The sequence below is a fragment of the Pectobacterium artocarpous genome (assembly GCF_046159765.1).
Taxonomy (GTDB): Bacteria; Pseudomonadota; Gammaproteobacteria; order Enterobacterales; family Enterobacteriaceae; genus Pectobacterium.
On sequence record NZ_JBJXVK010000001.1, the window covers coordinates 230292 to 247960 of the forward strand.

At 50.2% G+C, this 17669-nt stretch carries 13 protein-coding genes; 5 read left to right on the forward strand and 8 right to left on the reverse strand.

Translation table 11 applies throughout. The annotated features are described in order from the left end of the window. Window positions 1-55: 55 nt before the first annotated feature. From uspE to ogt, 3 genes are all read right to left on the reverse strand, one after another. Complete coding sequence (gene uspE, locus ACKQAD_RS01025) at window positions 56-1006, reverse strand: universal stress protein UspE (RefSeq protein WP_409158422.1); 951 nt, start codon at window positions 1004-1006, stop codon at window positions 56-58. A gap of 188 nt (window positions 1007-1194) precedes the next feature. Further along, the gene (gene fnr / locus ACKQAD_RS01030; RefSeq protein WP_409158423.1) at window positions 1195-1941 is read right to left on the reverse strand and encodes a fumarate/nitrate reduction transcriptional regulator Fnr; all 747 of its coding nucleotides are present in this window, start codon (window positions 1939-1941) and stop codon (window positions 1195-1197) included. Window positions 1942-2222: 281 nt separating this feature from the next. Beyond that, window positions 2223-2759 carry a methylated-DNA--[protein]-cysteine S-methyltransferase gene (gene ogt / locus ACKQAD_RS01035; protein ID WP_409158424.1) on the reverse strand — a complete coding sequence of 179 codons (537 nt, stop codon included), beginning with the start codon at window positions 2757-2759 and terminating at the stop codon, window positions 2223-2225. Window positions 2760-3260: 501 nt separating this feature from the next. Here ogt and ACKQAD_RS01040 point away from each other — a divergent pair. After that, window positions 3261-4556 carry a Gfo/Idh/MocA family oxidoreductase gene (locus ACKQAD_RS01040; RefSeq protein ID WP_409158425.1) on the forward strand — a complete coding sequence of 432 codons (1296 nt, stop codon included), beginning with the start codon at window positions 3261-3263 and terminating at the stop codon, window positions 4554-4556. 116 nt (window positions 4557-4672) lie between these two features. Further along, window positions 4673-5992 (forward strand): ABC transporter substrate-binding protein, encoded by a 1320-nt coding sequence (locus ACKQAD_RS01045; protein ID WP_409158426.1) that lies wholly within the window; start codon window positions 4673-4675, stop codon window positions 5990-5992. Window positions 5993-6046: 54 nt separating this feature from the next. Here the strand turns inward: ACKQAD_RS01045 and sodC are convergent, their stop codons facing one another. The 5 genes from sodC to ACKQAD_RS01070 form a co-directional block, all read right to left on the reverse strand. Continuing rightward, window positions 6047-6571, reverse strand: coding sequence for a superoxide dismutase [Cu-Zn] SodC (gene sodC, locus ACKQAD_RS01050; protein WP_409158427.1), 525 nt, complete (start codon window positions 6569-6571; stop codon window positions 6047-6049). A gap of 223 nt (window positions 6572-6794) precedes the next feature. Then, entirely contained in the window at window positions 6795-9257 is a 2463-nt protein-coding gene (locus ACKQAD_RS01055; RefSeq protein ID WP_409158428.1) for a putative virulence factor, read from the reverse strand. Next, window positions 9254-12241, reverse strand: coding sequence for a virulence factor SrfB (locus ACKQAD_RS01060; RefSeq protein ID WP_409158429.1), 2988 nt, complete (start codon window positions 12239-12241; stop codon window positions 9254-9256). The genes ACKQAD_RS01055 and ACKQAD_RS01060 overlap by 4 nt, the downstream gene beginning before the upstream one ends. Before the next feature lie 2 nt (window positions 12242-12243). Further along, window positions 12244-13656 (reverse strand): SrfA family protein, encoded by a 1413-nt coding sequence (locus ACKQAD_RS01065; protein ID WP_409158430.1) that lies wholly within the window; start codon window positions 13654-13656, stop codon window positions 12244-12246. Between the two features lie 307 nt (window positions 13657-13963). Continuing rightward, window positions 13964-14653: an expansin EXLX1 family cellulose-binding protein gene (locus tag ACKQAD_RS01070; RefSeq protein WP_409158431.1), complete on the reverse strand. Its 690-nt coding sequence runs from the start codon at window positions 14651-14653 to the stop codon at window positions 13964-13966. Between the two features lie 339 nt (window positions 14654-14992). Here ACKQAD_RS01070 and ACKQAD_RS01075 point away from each other — a divergent pair, with 339 nt between their 5' ends. The 3 genes from ACKQAD_RS01075 to ACKQAD_RS01085 all read left to right on the forward strand — a co-directional run bounded on the left by ACKQAD_RS01075 (window position 14993) and on the right by ACKQAD_RS01085 (window position 17637). Further along, window positions 14993-15421 carry an OsmC family protein gene (locus ACKQAD_RS01075; RefSeq protein ID WP_409158432.1) on the forward strand — a complete coding sequence of 143 codons (429 nt, stop codon included), beginning with the start codon at window positions 14993-14995 and terminating at the stop codon, window positions 15419-15421. A gap of 290 nt (window positions 15422-15711) precedes the next feature. Beyond that, the gene (locus ACKQAD_RS01080; RefSeq protein WP_409158433.1) at window positions 15712-16593 is read left to right on the forward strand and encodes an HTH-type transcriptional regulator ArgP; all 882 of its coding nucleotides are present in this window, start codon (window positions 15712-15714) and stop codon (window positions 16591-16593) included. Between the two features lie 126 nt (window positions 16594-16719). Then, window positions 16720-17637, forward strand: a complete 918-nt coding sequence (locus ACKQAD_RS01085; RefSeq protein WP_409158434.1) for a zinc-dependent alcohol dehydrogenase family protein — start codon at window positions 16720-16722, stop codon at window positions 17635-17637. The last annotated feature ends 32 nt before the right edge of the window (window positions 17638-17669 follow it).

Consider the following 17669-nt stretch of genomic DNA (forward strand, 5'->3'; position numbering starts at 1 on the left):
TAATGCCAGCGCTGAGAGGCTGGCATTATTTGATTCAAACGTGTGAAACGAGCAATCAGCTGTTATCGCCTTCTTCCTGTGTAATCGGCGAAACGAAGTCATCGGGTTTAATTGCAAGCAGGTCGCACTTCAGATGATCAATCACATGCTCGACGGTGTTGCCGATAAAAGCAGCGGAAAGGCCGGTTCTGCCCAGGGAACCCAACACCACGACACCCGCCTGTAAATGCTCTGCCAGATCGGGGATCACTTCTTCTGGCAGGCCTTTTTCTACGTGCGTCACACGCTCATCCAAACCGAATTTCTGCCGTAGCGACTTCATCGCGATAAGGTGCTGCCCCCGAATCGCATCGTTGTAAACGCTGGGATCGAAATCAGGCAGTTCAATGGCGATATTAATGGGGGTAACCGGGTAGGCACCGACCAGATGAACCTCGGTCTGGTCAACCTGCTGAGCCAGTTCCAGCGTTTCCGATACCAGTTTGATATTAAGCGGATCGTGATAAGGGTCTTCGCTGGCCAGGTTGACGGCAACCAGCGCCCGACCTTCGGTTGGCCAAGGTTGATCTTTGACCATCCACACGGGGCAAGGGCATTTGCGCAGCAACTGCCAGTCGGTTGGCGTAAAGATAACGGCTTCCAGCCGATCGTGCTGATGCGCCATTTTCAACAATAGGTCGTGCTGACCGGAAATGACTTCCCGAATGATGGCTTCAAAGGGCTTATTGTGCCACACCACTTTGATTTCGATTGGAATGCCCGCTTCAAGGTAGTATTTGCACTGTTCCGCAATCCACTCGGTCCGCTGCTGGATAACCCCCTGACGCATTTCCACTCTTTCATCAGGGGAAAGCAGCGTTGTCATTTCATAAGAGAAATCATAAATCGGCAAAAATGCCTTGATGCGGCCGCCAAGTCGCTGAACCAGGTAAACCGCCCGACGCAGCGCTGGTTGGTCATCCTGATTTGGGTCAATAGCTACCAGTAAGTTCTGATACTTTGCCATAGCTCCTCCAAACAGCTGTTACTCCACAGCCGATAATTCAAGAGTACCGCAATGGAATCGTTTTGGACAACAGAGATAAGCAGCAGAATAACAAAATAAGGAATATAACGGATGATGTGGGAAGAGGGTGAACATTGACGCAGCCACAGTAGAAAAAGCGGCAACGTCAACGAGTTCGGCGGTAATGATTATTTACGTGAGGAACCAGCTAATTCTGAAAGTGCATCAAGATTCTCGATCGTGATGTATTTTCCTTTTACTGCCAGCGTTCCGCTTTTCTGGAAACGTCCCAGCAGACGGCTGATGGTTTCAACGGTCAGCCCCAGATAGTTGCCGATATCACCGCGCGTCATGGTCAGACGGAACTCACGCGGCGAGAAGCCACGCTGAGCGAAACGGCGAGAGAGATTGTAGACAAATGCTGCCAGACGCTCTTCAGCATTCTTCTTCGACAGCAGCAGAATCATGTCCTGATCGCTACGGATTTCGCCGCTCATCAGGCGCATCATTTGCTGACGCAGGTTAGGCATTTTCCCTGAGAGATCGTCCAGCGTCTCGAAAGGAATTTCGCAGACCATCGATGTTTCCAGTGCCTGAGCGAAGCTCGGATGTTGAGCCGTGCCGATAGCATCAAAGCCCACCAAATCCCCTGCCAGATGAAAACCGGTGATCTGTTCGTCGCCTTGCTCCGTGATGGTATAGCTTTTTATCGTACCGGAACGAATGGCATACAGCGATCTCAGTTCATCACCTGCTTTAAACAGCGCTTGCCCCTTCTGGATAGGCTTCTTCCTTTCGATGATGTTATCGAGCTGATCAAGCTCGTGTTCATTCAGAGTGAAAGGGATGCATAGCTGACTGATACTGCAATCCTGACAGTGGATTGCACAACCGCCAGACTGGATGCGTCGGATAATTCGCTTTTCCGGGATCATAGGCTTTGCTCAGGCAATAATTGATATCGGTCAATTTTAACAGCTTTTATCGACCGTGATAAGATCGGCAACCACTGGAATAGACCAATAAATAGTGAACTAGCTATAATTTTTCGATTTTGCTGGAAAATATTTCAATATATAAGATCTGTTCGGAGATAATATTTTTTTCAGTACGTTACCGAACGGTTAACACATTGATTAATCCGAATCGCTTATGGCGATAAGTAATTCGGATGGACATTTTCGCACAGTGGAAGCGCAGAAATTATAACGACACACTATTCCATTGAGATAAATAGCTGCCGTGGCAAATACCCTTCGTGAGCTAATAGCCACTGTTTGCGGTGAATGCCGCCCGCATAACCGGTCAGTGCACCACCAGTACCGATGACACGGTGGCATGGAACCACGATGCTGACAGGGTTTGAGCCATTTGCCATGCCAACAGCACGTGCTGCGCCAGTACGCCCCAATAGTGTCGCGAGTTCGCCGTAGGTGGTAATTTCTCCGCAAGGAATACGACGTAATTCCCGCCAGACCTGCTGCTGAAATTCGGTCCCGACGGAAGCCACTGGCAGCGTATCAATAATCGTTAATTCACCTTCAAAATAGCGTTGCAGGCTCTCTGTCAGGCCCCCAGGATTATGACGAGACTGTAACGAAAAGGGATCATTTCGATAACTGCGATTGAGTGAGCGAAATAAATCGTCTTCATACTCGCGCCACTCGACGGCACGTAAATAATTATTTCCATCCGCAATAATCAATAACTCCCCAAGCGGAGTGGACAGCCTGTCTTGAAAAAAAGTCTGCATAGTGATTCCTTACGCGCTGGTCGCTTTCTTCCTTCTGTCATGAGTTACGTGCCGATTATCCGGCATATTCAGACGGATTGAAAATAAAATGCGAGCTATGTCACGTCGTGAGGTGAAAAAGGAGAAAGCTATCACGATCGTAACTCGGTGTCCGGCGTGTAGTTATGACTGGAAAAATCGAAGGGCTTTGAATGAACTGGCTGCGCCATTTTAGAGAAAATCCCGTTGGCACATGAGCACTTAAAGGGGTTGATGCATATTTAATGTGAGGAGTGAGGGATAAATCGCATCTAACATTACCAATAAAATCAAATAGTAATAGAGTAAATATTCAATTTGTATTTATGAGAGATGGAGCATGTCAATCTTTATCCTACTGCCAGGTAAACGCATCACATGGCAATAATATGAAGGTGAACAATGTGGGTATGCTCTATTTTTTATGGCAAAAGCGTAAGAGTGTGGCTATGTGCCCTAAGTTATTTGGAGGAAATACGCAGAATGAAAAAGAAATATGCCGTAGTAGGAACGGGAGGCCGTGCAGGCCTTTATCTGGAGTCTATTGCCAGGGATTATCAGGAACAGGGACATTTTGTCGCTTTTTGCGATACTAACCAGACGCGAATGAATTATGCCAACCAGATTGTCCATAAATTTGGACACGATAATGTGGCGACGTATCGCGCTGAACAGTTCGAGCAGATGATCGCGGAAACCAAGCCAGACATTATTATTGTGACGTCTATAGACCGGACGCATCATCATTATATTATCCGGGCGATGGAATTAGGCTGTGATGTCATCAGTGAAAAACCGATGACGATCGATGAAGAAAAATGTCAGGCGATTATTGATGCGATTAACCGCACCGGCCGTAAATTACGTGTGGCCTTTAATTACCGCTACGCACCACATCACAGCAAAGTCCGTGAACTGATTGCCGCCGGGTTGATTGGTGAGGTGTATTCGGTTCATTTTGAGTGGCTGTTGAATACTGAGCACGGAGCAGATTATTTCCGCCGTTGGCACCGTGACAAGCGCAATAGTGGCGGACTGCTGGTGCATAAATCTACACACCATTTTGATCTGGTGAATTTCTGGCTGAATAGCGAGCCGGAAACGGTCTATGCGCAAGGTGATTTACGTTTTTACGGTAAAACCAACGCTGAAGCGCGCGGGGTCACAGAATTTTATTCACGTTCACATAATAGCGCCGCAGCAGAAAATGATCCGTTTGCGCTGCATATGAATCAAAGTGAACAACTGACGGCGTTGTATTTAGATGCTGAACATGAAGACGGCTATTACCGTGATAAAAGTGTATTCGATGACGGCATTAATATTGAAGATGTTCTGGGTGTCGTGGTGCGTTATAAGAGCAAAGCCATCATGACGTACTCACTCAACGCGTATTTGCCCTGGGAAGGGCTGAACGTGGTGTTTAATGGTAGTAAGGGCCGGTTGGAAATGAAACTGGTGGAAAAATCTTACGTAAACGGAGGCGGACAAAAAGAGGATGAAGGTGCGCTGAATGAGTGTGAAATAAAGGTCTATCCGATGTTTGACGAACCTTATGTCGTGCCGGTTGAATTTAAAGCAGGCGGACACGGCGGCGGCGATCAAGTCATGTTAAACGATCTGTTTGGTATACCGGAACCCGATCCATTACATCGTGCAGCTGATTATCGTGATGGGGCGATGTCTATTCTAACCGGCATTGCAGCCAATCGATCATTACGCACCGAACGGCCAGTGAAAATAAGCGAACTGGCCGTTAACCTGAAAAGAGGGAATTAATCAGAATCCCTGCCAGGATATTTCAGGCAGTAAACGCTTCCGCATCCGTAGTACCTGTTTGTCAGCATACCGACAAACAGGTGGAAACCTCCGAATACTATTATAAGGGTTTTATTATGGCGAAAACACGGAACAAATTATCTTACCTGCTCCTACTCTGTGCTGCGCTTCCCGTGGGCGCCGCATTTTCTCATTCTGCTGATGCTGCCGAGATCCGCATCTCGTGGTGGGGTGGTAATCAACGGCACGAGGCGACACTCGCGGCAATTAACGCGTTTCAAAAAGCCAACCCGACCATTACTGTTAAAGCTGAATATGCTGGCTGGGACGGCTACCTTTCCCGCCTGTCAACTCAGATGGCTGGGGGCCAGGAACCTGACGTTATGCGTATTGACTGGAACTGGCTGCCGCAGTTTTCCCGCAATGGCGATGGCTTCTATGATTTGAATAAGCAAAAAGACATTCTGGGGCTGGGAGATTTCCCTCCTAACTACTTGAAAACTTCGGACGTCAAAGGGAAACTGCAAGGCCTGCCGATTTCGATGACGTCCCGCAGCATGATTTACAACAAAACCACTTGGGACAAGGCGGGCCTCGTCTACCCGAAAACCTGGGATGAGCTGTTTGCCGCTGGCCCGGTATTTAAACAAAAACTGGGCGATAATTATTACCCGCTTGGCGTTGCACAAGGTTCAAGCGATGTGCTGGATATTCTTACGCTCGGCCGTAGCTACATGGCACAGAAATACGGTATTGATCTCATTGATGAGAAGAAACAGAGCATTGCCTATAGCCGTGATCAGGTAAGGGAACTCTTCGGTTTTTATAAAAAACTGGTTGATTCCCATGTGATACCCGATCAGCGTTATTTCTCCTCGTTCGGACGCACGAACGTCTATGAGATTCGTCCCTGGATTAACGGTGAATTAGCTGGGATGTACCTATGGGATTCAGCTATCTACACCTATTCCAGCAACATGCCTAAAGAGACGGTGTTAGAAACGGGGCCGTTTATCACGATGCCAGATGCAAAAGATTCGGGGCTTACCACCAAGCCGTCTTCACTGTTCGCCATTAGCAAGAACAGTAAGCATCCCAAAGAAGCCGCGATGCTGATGAGTTTCATGCTGAGTGACCCCGAAGGCGTGAAGGCACTAGGATTGCAAAACGGGATGCCTGCTAACCCGAAAGCGCAAAAACTGCTGGAAGATATCGGGGTGATCAACGCTGGTAACCTGTTAGCGAATGCCTATCAGGCGGCAGCGGAGCAACCGACCTCTAAGGTGCCCGTTTCACCGTTTATGGAAAATCAGGAACTGGTTCAACTGTGGACGAGCAGTTTGCAAAAACTGGATTACGGCAATGGAGAGGTCAATAAGGTTGCCGATGATTTCCTGAGTAGCGCTAATCGCATATTAAAACGCGCTATTCGCTAACCACTACTGTTAATGTGTGGTGCCGTGTGGCACCGCACAGGCTTTCTCGTAATCTTACTTAATTACACCACATGCCATTCTGGCTCCGCCACCGCCTAATGTTGCTGGCGTGTCTGCATAGTTATCCCCACCAACATGTACCATCAACGCGTGGTTTTTCACCTCAGACAGTGATTTTATCCGCGGAGCCAGGAGCGGGTAGGTGGAGGTACCATCGGCATTCACCACCAGACCGGGCAGATCGCCCACATGTCCCTGATCGTTATAAGGGCCAAGGTGTTTACCCGTTTTCTTCGGATCGAGATGGCCGCCCGCCGCCAGGGCGGGAACCGGCTTACCGTCCTGTTCAGCAGGTTCACAACTGGCATTTTCATGCACGTGGAACCCGTGAATACCCGCTTCCAGACCTTTCAGATTCGGAGTGAAAAGCAGACCATACGGCGTTTCTGTAATGGACACCTTACCAATACTGTCGCCAGCCCCCGTTGGCAGTGCTTCATTCAGCGCCACCGTCGTGCTTGCCGCGAAGGTGGCGCAGGAAAAGAGCAAGCCTGTCAGGATAAGTGCTTTCAGTTTCATTGTCTTTTGCCTCTCAGGAAAGGTATCAACTTAGGTATAGTTAGGTATAGTTAGGTATAGTTAGGTATAGATTGAATCCATCGTTCGTCAAATAAGATAGGTAGGAATAGCTAAGGGATGGGAGACATATTTAGAGGGAAGGTATAGAAAAAAAAGAAACATGGCGCAAATTTTATGACAACGTCACGCCATGTTTCCTCTATCGACAACGGTAGGGTGAAAATTACTTCTCTGTGGGTTTAATTAACGCCAGAATCGTGCCCAACTGTTCGCGCTGTTCCACGCTGACTTCCCGCGCGGCGGAGTAGCCAGCATTCTGGATAATCATCTCATTTAGGCCAACCAGCCAGTCATAGATATAAAATGCCGTATTGTTGGTGGGTGTGAGCGACAGTTTGGTTAAGCGCTGTGAAGCGCCAAAGCTGACGGCCTGCTTTTCGGGTTTAGCGAAAATTTTATGGCCACGATTGATACGACTGGCAGGACGCAAGGATTCATCAAGTTGCTGGAAACCGAGCCAGGCGACAAAGTCACCGAGAATGGTCAGCACGCGTGAAACCTGACGGTCAGCTTTATTCTCGCGGTTGATGCCCAACGGCTCACCATCAACCAGCATATCGACCAGTGCCTCTTCGATCCGCAAGCGGATGCTGCCGGTAATCAATTCCTCGACCAGCATTTCGATCGTCGCTTTCGGCACATTCAGCAGCTCGAGAAGCGGGGCATTCTCTGGCAGGTTGCGTAAGTGGTTAATCCAGAAACGGTAAACGCCGTGGGCGTAATCTGCCTCGTAGCCATGATCGAGCGTCAGAACGGGCGTTGCAGGTTGGTCAAGCGCGATCGGTTCATCAGCAAAGAGATCGATTTCGATCCCAACACCAAACGGATCGCTATTGGCTAACGGCGTAGAGAGGTCCTCAACATCGGCATGGAAACCGCCATAGCTCGCTCCTTGCTGTTGCAAGTACAGCCGACGCAGTTCATCGCGTGAAGGCAGCAGCCGTTCCAGTAGCTCTCCGTGCACGCCTGTGCGGGTCTGGAGCGATTTGAGCAAAGTTTCTGCGACGTGCTGTTTTTCCGCTGGGTCGTCCACATCAACGGGCAGATACCAGTTCCCCAACAGGTTATCGCTGAGTTCACGTTGAAGTTCGTTAAGTTGTTCGCTGATGCGCCCCAGTTTAACGTCCCGATGAACTTCAGCCCCCAGCCATGTTGCCATACGCGCGACGCCGCGTTTGTCCATCGCCAGCATGGTTCCCCAGGCGTCGCCTGGATTACCCACATAACGCTGTACCGCAGCATCGTAGTTTTGCCCGTGCGTAATACGGCGATCGTGACGGGTGACCGCCCAAATCAACCCCGGTTTACGATGGCTGCGTACCTGTGCATTTTCGCCTTGAGTCTGTTTAACCCAGTGATCCAGCGCCTTGCCGACCACTTTAACGTCGCCACGATCGCCGGCGGCGCTGCATACCATCAGGACGTTCATTTCCTGATTATCGGTGTAGCGTTCCAGCAAATAGGCACGTTTCGCCCGCAATAGCGTGTGCGCCAGTGGATGCGGTATAAGTTGTCGTCCTGTTGGTGGCTTGTCCCGCGTTTCGCGGATCTCACCGAAGCCGGGGAAATCCAGCACATCAACCTGCTCAAACAGCGCTTCTTTGGGCGGTGAATGTAACGGAATAAGCAGCTCTGCTGTCAGCATCGTTAACTCTGCCAGCGAAAGCTCCGTCGTTTTCCCGGCGCGGCCATTCTGAACCGGCCGCACCAGCACGCCAGGGTCGTCAGCACTGTGAAACCGTTCCAGCGCCGAACCGTCGATCAGGCCGTCAGCCGGCTTTAACTCATCATCCACCAGTGTTCGTAGCGGTACTAACAGCTTACGCGTGCCGGACAAGTGTTGCAGCGTGTGGCTGAAATGGCGATAGGCGGCAGTCAGCGAATGCTGTTCGCCCCACAGCACGGAGAAAAGCTGGGCGCGATCGTCAACGGTGAGATACGGGGCTAATTCAATTGCAATCGGCCAGAAGTGTGCTTCCAGCTGTTTTTGCCGTTTGACGTCGTGCCGCGCGAGATAGTCCCACAGTTCAACCACGTCATCGCGGTTCATGCCTTCAACGGGCTCTGGCTGACGATGCATCAGTAGCGTTTTAATGTGTTCTGCAATATGGCGTTCATCCAGCTCTTCAAACGTTGTCTCTTGATTGAGATCGTTCAAAAACGCGTTGGCCATGATCTTGCCAATATCCAGTTCACTGAGCAGTTGCAGTTGAACGGGAAACGATTTGTTCTTCACACCGGACTGTCGGCTAAAGCGCGTGACAAGCGCGGTTGCCCGGTCAGATGGATTAATATGCTCGATAAAATCCAGCTGTTGGCCTTCAAATGAGGTTTCCAGTTTTCCGTTTTCGCCCCCGGCCAACGAGGCGATCAGATAGGATTTTCCCGCCTGAGACAGGCCAAAAAAACCGATAGCGATCTCTTTCAGCGCCACATCGGACAGGTGCTGTGCTTTATTGTGGTTACGGCGTAGTTTGACAATCAGACGATCGGCTTCAATATCCAGACGCGGGGCGTTCTGGCGTGTGGTCTCAACCCAGTTGATGGCCTGTTCAACGCCTTGCGCGACGGCCTGTAACTGGCCATGGAGTCGGGTAGAAAGCTGTTTGGGCGTTAATCGTTTCATTTTTTAAATACACTCCCACTATCGATCCAATAATGGGTCGCACCTGAGCCGTTAGCGGATAATGTGTTCAATTTGAGTCGTAAATGGTGTGTCGGAACGCGAGTGCCGTCTTCCAGCACGGCATCAGCAATCTCAAAGCGCTCTGGGCTGTCTTGATCGTCGCTCTTCGTCACAGCAAGCCGAACGTACAGCTTACTGTCGCCGACGACCTTACGGGCCAAATCCTGATCGACAATCGAGAGCATGTAGAGCGAGGAGGCGGGCCAGCGCTCGTTGTCCAACTGGCGGAAACCGAGACAGAGTGAACCGCGTACCTGGAAGCGGTGTTGCGGGTCAAGCTCGAAATCCGGCGCATCCAGATCGATGTCGCTGTAACAAACGTTATCCAGCGTTAGCGCGTTGTTGCTGTCCATCATGCCAAGGTAACGTACTGTCGAATAAGGCTGGAAATCACCGACCTTAAAGTAAAAGCCCGGCAAGCGTAGATCGAGCGCCAGCAGGCACAGCATCGCACCGACGGCAGCAGTGGATTTCGGGTTATCAATGCGTCCACGTTTGTTAAACGGATACCAGTCATTGGTGTGATAGCCATCCAGCGACAGCATCCGGTTAATCGGCAGCGGTTGCAAGTGGCGGAACAGCGCCTGAATACCGGGGAAACGCGAAGGGCGGCCCGTCAGCAGCAGCACGTCGCACGAATACAGCGACACGACTTCAGACATCAGGCGCAGGTTCTGCGTGATGTCCATTTTGTTAGACAGGAATTCGCCGTGCAGCTTACTCAGTTTGAGGATGAGTGGCACCTGCAAGATATCGAATACGCTATCGCTAACCGGCAGTTCGCGCTGTACTTCCGTATTGATATATTCCAGCACTTTTTCCGTTGGCGCCTGTTCCAGCAATTCACCGAAGGTGGATTCGATCTCGGCGCTGGTATCCAGCGGGTCAAAGCGCTCGTAGGCTTCCAGAATCGCGCGGCCAATCGGAATGAAGACCTGTAACGTCACCTGCTGACGTAGCGTAAGCTGTGCGTCCATCCGGCCTTCATTGCCGAACAGTTTCGCCATCAGCGCATCCGGGCTGGCCATTCCAGCAGTTTTCAGCGCGGCCTGTAACGCAGGGAGAATATAGAGCTGAATCACGTCCAGCAGAATATCGTCGCCTGCGACCTTAAAGCCTTCGCGGAACAGCAGGCGAGGAATGATTTTAACGTTGTTGCCGACGCCGTCATCCAGCAAGTATTGCGTAATGGCGAGGTCGGTGGTGCCGCCACCGATATCGATTGAGGCAATGCGCAGCGTTTTTCCTGCGGGTTCCCCCCCGTCCAGCTCTTTATCCGGACGCGCCATACTGGCGAAGAAATCCTCCGCCCGGCCGCCAAAGTTCACCTGTGCTTCGTTATACAGATAAACCATTTGCCCGCAGGTGGCTTCATCCCACTCGATTTGCACGTCAGGCACCGGAACCCGACTCTGCTGCTTGTCGGCTGGCGTGGTAAAATCCTCATCCATCGGGTGCCAGTCCATCGCTTTCCAGACCAGTGCAATGGCTTCATGCATCCGGCGGCGGAAAATTTCACGTTCGGGTTTTGGCATCGCAGAAGGCAACGTCAGAATGATATTTCGCAGTTGGCGCGGCGCGGCGCTGTGGATCATCTTCAACCGCTGAGCGGCGCTGTTCATCTGCATGAGCGTCTGTGCCAGCAGTTCAGAGAGCATGAATGTCATGATCGAACTGCGGCTATAGTGCGGCGAAAATACCGGTAAACGTTCTTCTAACGGCTGGTTGTAGAGCGGCTGACCTTCATCATTCAGCATGATAGTCAACGGCATGGCGGTGGCTAGCGGTTCAGTCTGCGCATGCCCATCCGTCTGGCTGAAACGCCAGCCTGGCGCATAGCTTTCTTCATCCCACAGGTAACGGCGTGGGCTGGAAATACCGCTCGATCCTTCCGTTCCCTGACGCAGCAGCGCCATGTGGCTGGCTTCACGCCCGACGCGGGTGATCGACGGCCAGATGAAAGCATCATCACGGCCGCTTTCTACGGAGAAGTTTTCTTTGCCGAACTTCGCCTGTGAAAACTCAACGCGGCTCTCGAACAGTTCGTTGTACAGATAATGTGGTTCACTCAGATCGCGCAATTGCAGTTCATAGGTCTGCTTCAGGCCGTTACTTTCGTCTGCGTGATCCTCAACCAGAATGCCGCAGGTATGCGAGTTACCGACGTCCAAAATCAGATCAACGTCGACTGCTGGCTCCTGCAACGTGCTGGTATTGATGCGAATTTCCGGTATTTCGAGCTGATTGCCCAGCATATCCAACACATTCAGGTAATGTGCCTGATATTCAAAGCCCCTGAGCGCCACTTTCACATCGTGACTATCCCGGTTTTCCAGCGCTTTAACCCGCTGAGTAAAGACTTCACGCAGCCAGCCGTCGACCCAGGTCTCATCCAGGAATTCACCTAGTTCGTCGCTGTGGTAAGCCAGCCCGAAACTTCCGCCGGTTTTGATGTCATTGGCATTAGGCGCCAGCGACTCGTATTCGTGGCCTTCCGGGTAAGTCTTGGTATCGAATGCCAGACAAATACGATGCGTGTTGCCATCTTGATCGGGCGTATCTAACGCAAGAATCTGCATCCGTGCCCAGTTATCCGGCCCGCCCATAAAGGTGCGCGGCGGATTAAAACGGAAGAAAGGTAGCGGTAGCCAGATTTTCTCCAGCAGCTTTAGCGATTGCTCAAGCGGAATGCTCAGCTCTGGCTTTACCACTTCCGGCGGCATCCCTGTGGCAGAAGGCAGCAGGAATTTGTCCGTGTGTGAATCGTAAAGCAGGTGCAGCAAAGGGCCGTTGGCACTTTTACGTACGTAGCTGTTAGGTTGCTCAGCCGAAAGCTGTGGCTTCAAGGCAAAATCCAGAAACTGAATCCCGCTGTCCTGAATCAACGTAATGCGTTGTTTATAATCGGTAATCGTCGCCAACATGATTATTTACTCTCGCGCTTTATCGTCATCGGGAAAACGGTGTTTTCGTCATAGCGACCAATACACTCCGCCGCAGCGCCGGAAGCGCCTTGTTTACAGACCAGTTCTGGCATTTGGAATCGAGAATTATCGGAACAACGGGCGCCTGAACGACTGTTGATGATCAGATTGCCGGAGCTCATTAATCCTGCCTCAATGTTGCCGCGACACGTGACACCGTCACCATGAGTGATACGCGCTGTTCCTTTTCCATTTTGAATTTGGTAGCGCAGGCTAGGCGGCCTGCCGGTAATTGGCGCTTTGCCATCAATAATGACGCGCCAGTTGCCGTTCAGGAATTTGATGGAACCGATTTTTACCGCTTCGGCTGGCATCACTAAATCATCTTTGCCCGCAGGGAGCACTGGCTCGGCGACAGGTTCAACCGGCGGCGCAACAGGCTCTTTCGGTTCTGTGGCCGCAGGAGCTTCTGGTTTAGCGGCTTCAACGACAGGTGCAGTTGCAACAGGGGGAACGGCAACCGTAGGTTCAGTTGCTTTCACACTCTCTTTTTCTGCGACAGGCGGAACAGCAGGTGTACTTTCTTGCTGCGGCGCAGGCTCAGCCGGTGTGGAAGAAGGCAGGGCGCGTTTTTCCGATTTGACCGTCGCGGCAAAATCGGATGCGGGCTTGTCGTCTTGCCCAGACACGCAGCCGCGTATTTGCAATGACAGAATCGCCAGCAGCGCGGCGGCGGGTAACAACCACCACAGACGGAAGAATCGTGGACGAGCAGGCACGGCTGCTGCATCTGCGACAGACGTAAGTGTTGGCTCGATGAGTTCCGGTGGGCTGACTTGCTGTGGTTTCGGCTCGGGAACGGGATCGACCAACGGCAGCGTTGGTGCGTTTGCCGCGGGAGCGGGGGCAACAAAAAGCGGTTCCACTTCCTTGATGACAGGCCGCAGGCAATCCAGCGCATCAAGACGGGATTTCTTATCGAGATTGACGAAGCCCCAAAATGTTAAGACCGGTTTGCCATCCACCAGATAGACGTGATTCGCTCCTGGGAACTGTATCGCTTTTGCCAGCAAAACACCGAAAAGTTTCTGCCCGGCTTTTTCTGCACTTTGTGCGTGCTGGCTGATATCGGCCACGGCAGCCTGATAGGTTTCCAGTAATGCCAGCGCTTTTTCTCGTTCTTCTTCGCTCGCGGCAATCCAGGAGGTGACTTTACCGTCAATCGGCGAATACCAGTCAATACGGTCGCCATATTCATTGGGTTGGGGAATCGCCAGACAATCGGCAATCTGCTGTTGTTTTCTGAGACGTAACGTTTCCCGCAATTGAAGTGCCGATGCGTAAACTGGCTGCCCGTTCTCGCCCAGCGCCAGAAAATCATCCAAACTTCCACTACGTAAAAATAATTTTGCCACGCAAAAGAGACCTTTTGTAATGATGCCTAAAGCAGAAAAGAAAATGCAATCTGCGACAGGGTATACTGTAGTGCGAATGATGGCGAATCAAACGCTTAAAGAAGTGATAAAACTAACAAATATTTGAGCAATAGAAAAAGTAGGAAACACGAAGTTTACGCATGAGCAGCCGATGGCGTCCAGATAATATGATGAAAATGCTGATAAAAACGAAGTATGCGTTTTCCGCCGTGGTTTTAACAGAGCTGTGGTTTGAGCAGAAATGAGGGACGCTGCGCAATGCCAGCCTCCCTCAAGGCGATGAGGATTACAGTTGAACATTACCCGTGATCAGGTAAGCGGATGATGTGCTCTGTGACATTGGCGGCAGCGTATCACTGAGAACATTGCCTTTTACATCGGTGAATTCAATGGGAATGTTGTTCATTCCAACGTGCTCAACAATAAAGTGGTTGTAATCGGTTTTCTGTGCGGCAATCCATTGGTTATCGCGCATATATTTCATTTCAATAACCGGATATTTTACATTCCTGAATTGTACCGCAGCCCAATAAGGATTTGAGCCTTCTTTTATGCGATAAATGACGTTGCCATTTACCGGTGCTTCAATCAGCGTCCAGTCGATATTAATTTTCCCATCCCGTAGATCGCCTATTTTTTCAAAGGCGTTAAATGATAAATCTAATGCACAATCGCCACCTTCAGGGTAGAGATCCGTGACATAAACCACCGTACTGCCTTTTGGCCCATTCACTTTCAAGTAAGCCCCTGCAAGTGACGCCTTCACACCACGATAATCCAACTGGTTCCGGTTTAATGCCGTAATCTCCATGTCCTGTGGTATAGGATCCAGTAAAAGGGCGCCGCCCTGATAGCCAGAACCCGTTGCGGTGGCGTAGCCGTAACAGATATCGTCCAGTTCCCACTGAGCGTGAGCGGTATTAATCAGAGGAATAACGCATAATGCAGACAAGGCTAATGAGGTTATTTTACTCATGTTTCACATCCAATATGATTCAAGATTCATAACATAGGTGAGTTGTATAAATAAAAACGCCAGAACGGAAATCCATTTTTTGAAAATACATTATTCTGGTGTGTCGATAATCTGCGTTTTGTATAAACAGGAAAATAGGTTTTTTCTTAAAATAATAAAGCAGTGAATATATCAGCGAGTTTATTTCTATACGATGAAATTATTATGTAAATGAACCAATCAATTTGGTTTTCTTCCCAATGTGTTCTACGGTTTAAAGTGTATGACGATAATGTTATTTCGCAGTATCGAGAATAGCGGCCAATCGCTAATTTGTAACAATGAAGATGAGGATATAGCATGACCATTCATAAGAAAGGGCAAGCGTATTGGGAAGGTGATATCAAGCAGGGGAAAGGCACCGTATCAACGGAAAGTGGTGCATTGCAGCAGCAACCTTATGGTTTCAATACCCGCTTTGAAGGCAAGCCCGGCACGAATCCGGAAGAGTTGATTGGAGCGGCGCATGCAGCCTGTTTCTCTATGGCGCTATCGCTGATGTTAGGTGAAGAAGGCCACAAGCCGGAGTCGATTGATACCACCGCGGATGTGTCGCTGGATAAAGTCGATGGCGGGTTCGCGATCACTAAAATCGCGCTGCACAGCAAGGTGAAGCTACCAGGGATTGATGACGCCACATTCGATAGCATCATCCAAAAAGCGAAAGCGGGTTGCCCGGTGTCAAAAGTGCTTAAAGCCGATATCACGCTGGACTATCGGTTGAATTAAGGGCTGGCAGTTGAACTCAGGCTGTCGATAAAACCGTGCAGATAAAAAGGCTTATCGGAGTTGTACTGGTAAGTCTTTTTACATTTACACCATTAAAATAAAAAATAAATGTTATCACCCGGCGACCACATGGTCGCCGGCTGAATATATTCGACATGCCTGTGATTCTTGCCCGCATTCATCCCACATGTCCCCAATATCGACCGTTGTATCCACAACGCAGTGCAAGTTGTATCGCCGCCTTAATTAAGGCAAATTAAACCATCCTGATATTGTTAATAAAAATAGCCATGCACCTGAATTATCCTTCCCTGAGAGCGTTTATGGAGATTGTCCGTAGTGGCAGTTTTGACATTGCAGCGCGTAAACTTCACGTCACGCCGTCTGCCATCAGTCAGCGAATCAAGCAATTGGAAGATCAATTGGGTCAGGTGTTGATCGTAAGAGGCAATCCCTGCCGAGCGACACCAACAGGGCAAGCGCTACTTCGGCATGCAGAACAGATAGATATGTTAGAGAGCGAGCTTTTTAGCACGCTTGAAATGCCAGCCAGGCAGTGTATTTCAGTGGCCGTGAATGCAGATTCAATAGATGGATGGTTTCTGGATGCGATGGAAGATGCCTTCCGCCAGTCTGATATTTTGCTCGATATTCTTGTCGAGGATCAGGAGCATTCGGCAACCTTGCTGCGTGAAGGCCGAGTCATGGCAGCGGTAAGTGCCAGCCCGGAACCGATTCAAGGCTGCGGCGTGGAATATTTAGGAACGATGCGTTATCGCGCCTATTGCTCACAGATATTTCACGACACGTACTTTGCTAACGGCATCGACGCAGACAGCTTCCAGAACGCGCCGCTTCTGATATTTAATAATAAGGACAGATTACAATCCTTATTTATAGCATCGCTGGTTCCTGCCGCAATTGAACCGCCACAGCAATTTGTTCCTTCAACAGCGGCTTTTGTTGGCGCCATTTGCAGAGGGCTAGGGTGGGGAATGATTCCGGAGCATGTGGCCTCATCACACACGGAAAAAGGCGTATTAGTACCGTTTCAGGTCGAGAATCCTATTGATATCCGGCTGTATTGGCACCGTTGGAATATCCGTTCTGCATCGTTGGAGGCGTTGAGCCAAAGTGTGCGAACGGCAGCAGTCCGGCATCTTTTTCGGTAATTTTCTTATGAGCATGGAACTCATGATTTCAAAGACACAAAAGTTACAGTCGCTGATTGTGCATTATGAAAGACAACTCTTTCTGACCGTGACCTCCAGTAACTTACTGACTCAAGGGTAAAATATATGACAACCGTGAAACTTGGCTATCAGTCCGGCATCGATCATCTGCAGTTTGCAGAGTCTGAATCTCTGGTAACTCCAGCAACAGATGAAATCTGTATACAGATTGAAGCCAGCTCGCTCAATCAGCACGATCTCAATGTTGTTATCGGGCATTTACCCAGCCAGCCAGGCAGAATACTCCTGACGGATGCGGCAGGCACAGTGACGGAAACTGGTAGTGGCGTCAGTGAGTTTTCAGTTGGTGATCGTGTTATTTCGTGTTTTTTCCCTGGCTGGAATCAGGGACAGCAACCCATACCAGGCTTTTCAACCACCCCCGGCGATGGAGTTGACGGATATGCCAGGTCTTACGTGTCTCGCCCTGCGTCCTGGTTCACGCGAGCCCCGCGACATTTAACTTCGATCGAAGCAGCTACCCTGCCAACCGCCGCTCTGACAGCATGGCGGGCACTTTTTGTTGAGGGCGCTATCAAAGCGGGTGACACCGTTCTGATACTGGGTACTGGCGGTGTCTCGCTTTTTGCTTTGCAGTTTGCTCTGGCTGCGGGAGCACGGGTTATTGCCACCACCTCGTCAGAAGAAAAAGTGCAGCGTCTTCTGGCTTTGGGGGCGGAAACGGTTATCAATTACCTTGAAGCTCCGGAATGGGGGAAAACTGTTGCCAGAGTAACTGGCGGTGGTGCAGATCTGACAGTCGAAATTGGGGGGCCGGGCACGCTGGCACAGTCTATACAGGCAACCAGAGTGGGGGGCACGATAGCAATGATTGGTGTACTGACAGGCGTACAGGGACAGGTACCTACCGCCATGCTAATGGCGAGACAGCAGAAATTGCAGGGAATTATGGTTGGAAGCCGTCATCATCAGTCAGCAATGATAGCCGATCTTGAGCGGTGTGAATCGCTATTGGTTTGTTAGACACCTCAGAGTCATTTAAAATGACTTAAAAA

Coding starts and splice junctions, on each gene's coding strand:
- uspE (WP_409158422.1), bottom strand. CDS start 1,006: ATGGCAAAGTATCAGAACTTACTGGTAGCTATTGACCCAAATCAGGAT.
- ACKQAD_RS01075 (WP_409158432.1), top strand. CDS start 14,993: ATGACCATTCATAAGAAAGGGCAAGCGTATTGGGAAGGTGATATCAAG.
- ACKQAD_RS01045 (WP_409158426.1), top strand. CDS start 4,673: ATGGCGAAAACACGGAACAAATTATCTTACCTGCTCCTACTCTGTGCT.
- ACKQAD_RS01055 (WP_409158428.1), bottom strand. CDS start 9,257: ATGAAACGATTAACGCCCAAACAGCTTTCTACCCGACTCCATGGCCAG.
- ACKQAD_RS01060 (WP_409158429.1), bottom strand. CDS start 12,241: ATGTTGGCGACGATTACCGATTATAAACAACGCATTACGTTGATTCAG.
- ACKQAD_RS01070 (WP_409158431.1), bottom strand. CDS start 14,653: ATGAGTAAAATAACCTCATTAGCCTTGTCTGCATTATGCGTTATTCCT.
- fnr (WP_409158423.1), bottom strand. CDS start 1,941: ATGATCCCGGAAAAGCGAATTATCCGACGCATCCAGTCTGGCGGTTGT.
- sodC (WP_409158427.1), bottom strand. CDS start 6,571: ATGAAACTGAAAGCACTTATCCTGACAGGCTTGCTCTTTTCCTGCGCC.
- ACKQAD_RS01080 (WP_409158433.1), top strand. CDS start 15,712: ATGCACCTGAATTATCCTTCCCTGAGAGCGTTTATGGAGATTGTCCGT.
- ACKQAD_RS01040 (WP_409158425.1), top strand. CDS start 3,261: ATGAAAAAGAAATATGCCGTAGTAGGAACGGGAGGCCGTGCAGGCCTT.
- ogt (WP_409158424.1), bottom strand. CDS start 2,759: ATGCAGACTTTTTTTCAAGACAGGCTGTCCACTCCGCTTGGGGAGTTA.
- ACKQAD_RS01085 (WP_409158434.1), top strand. CDS start 16,720: ATGACAACCGTGAAACTTGGCTATCAGTCCGGCATCGATCATCTGCAG.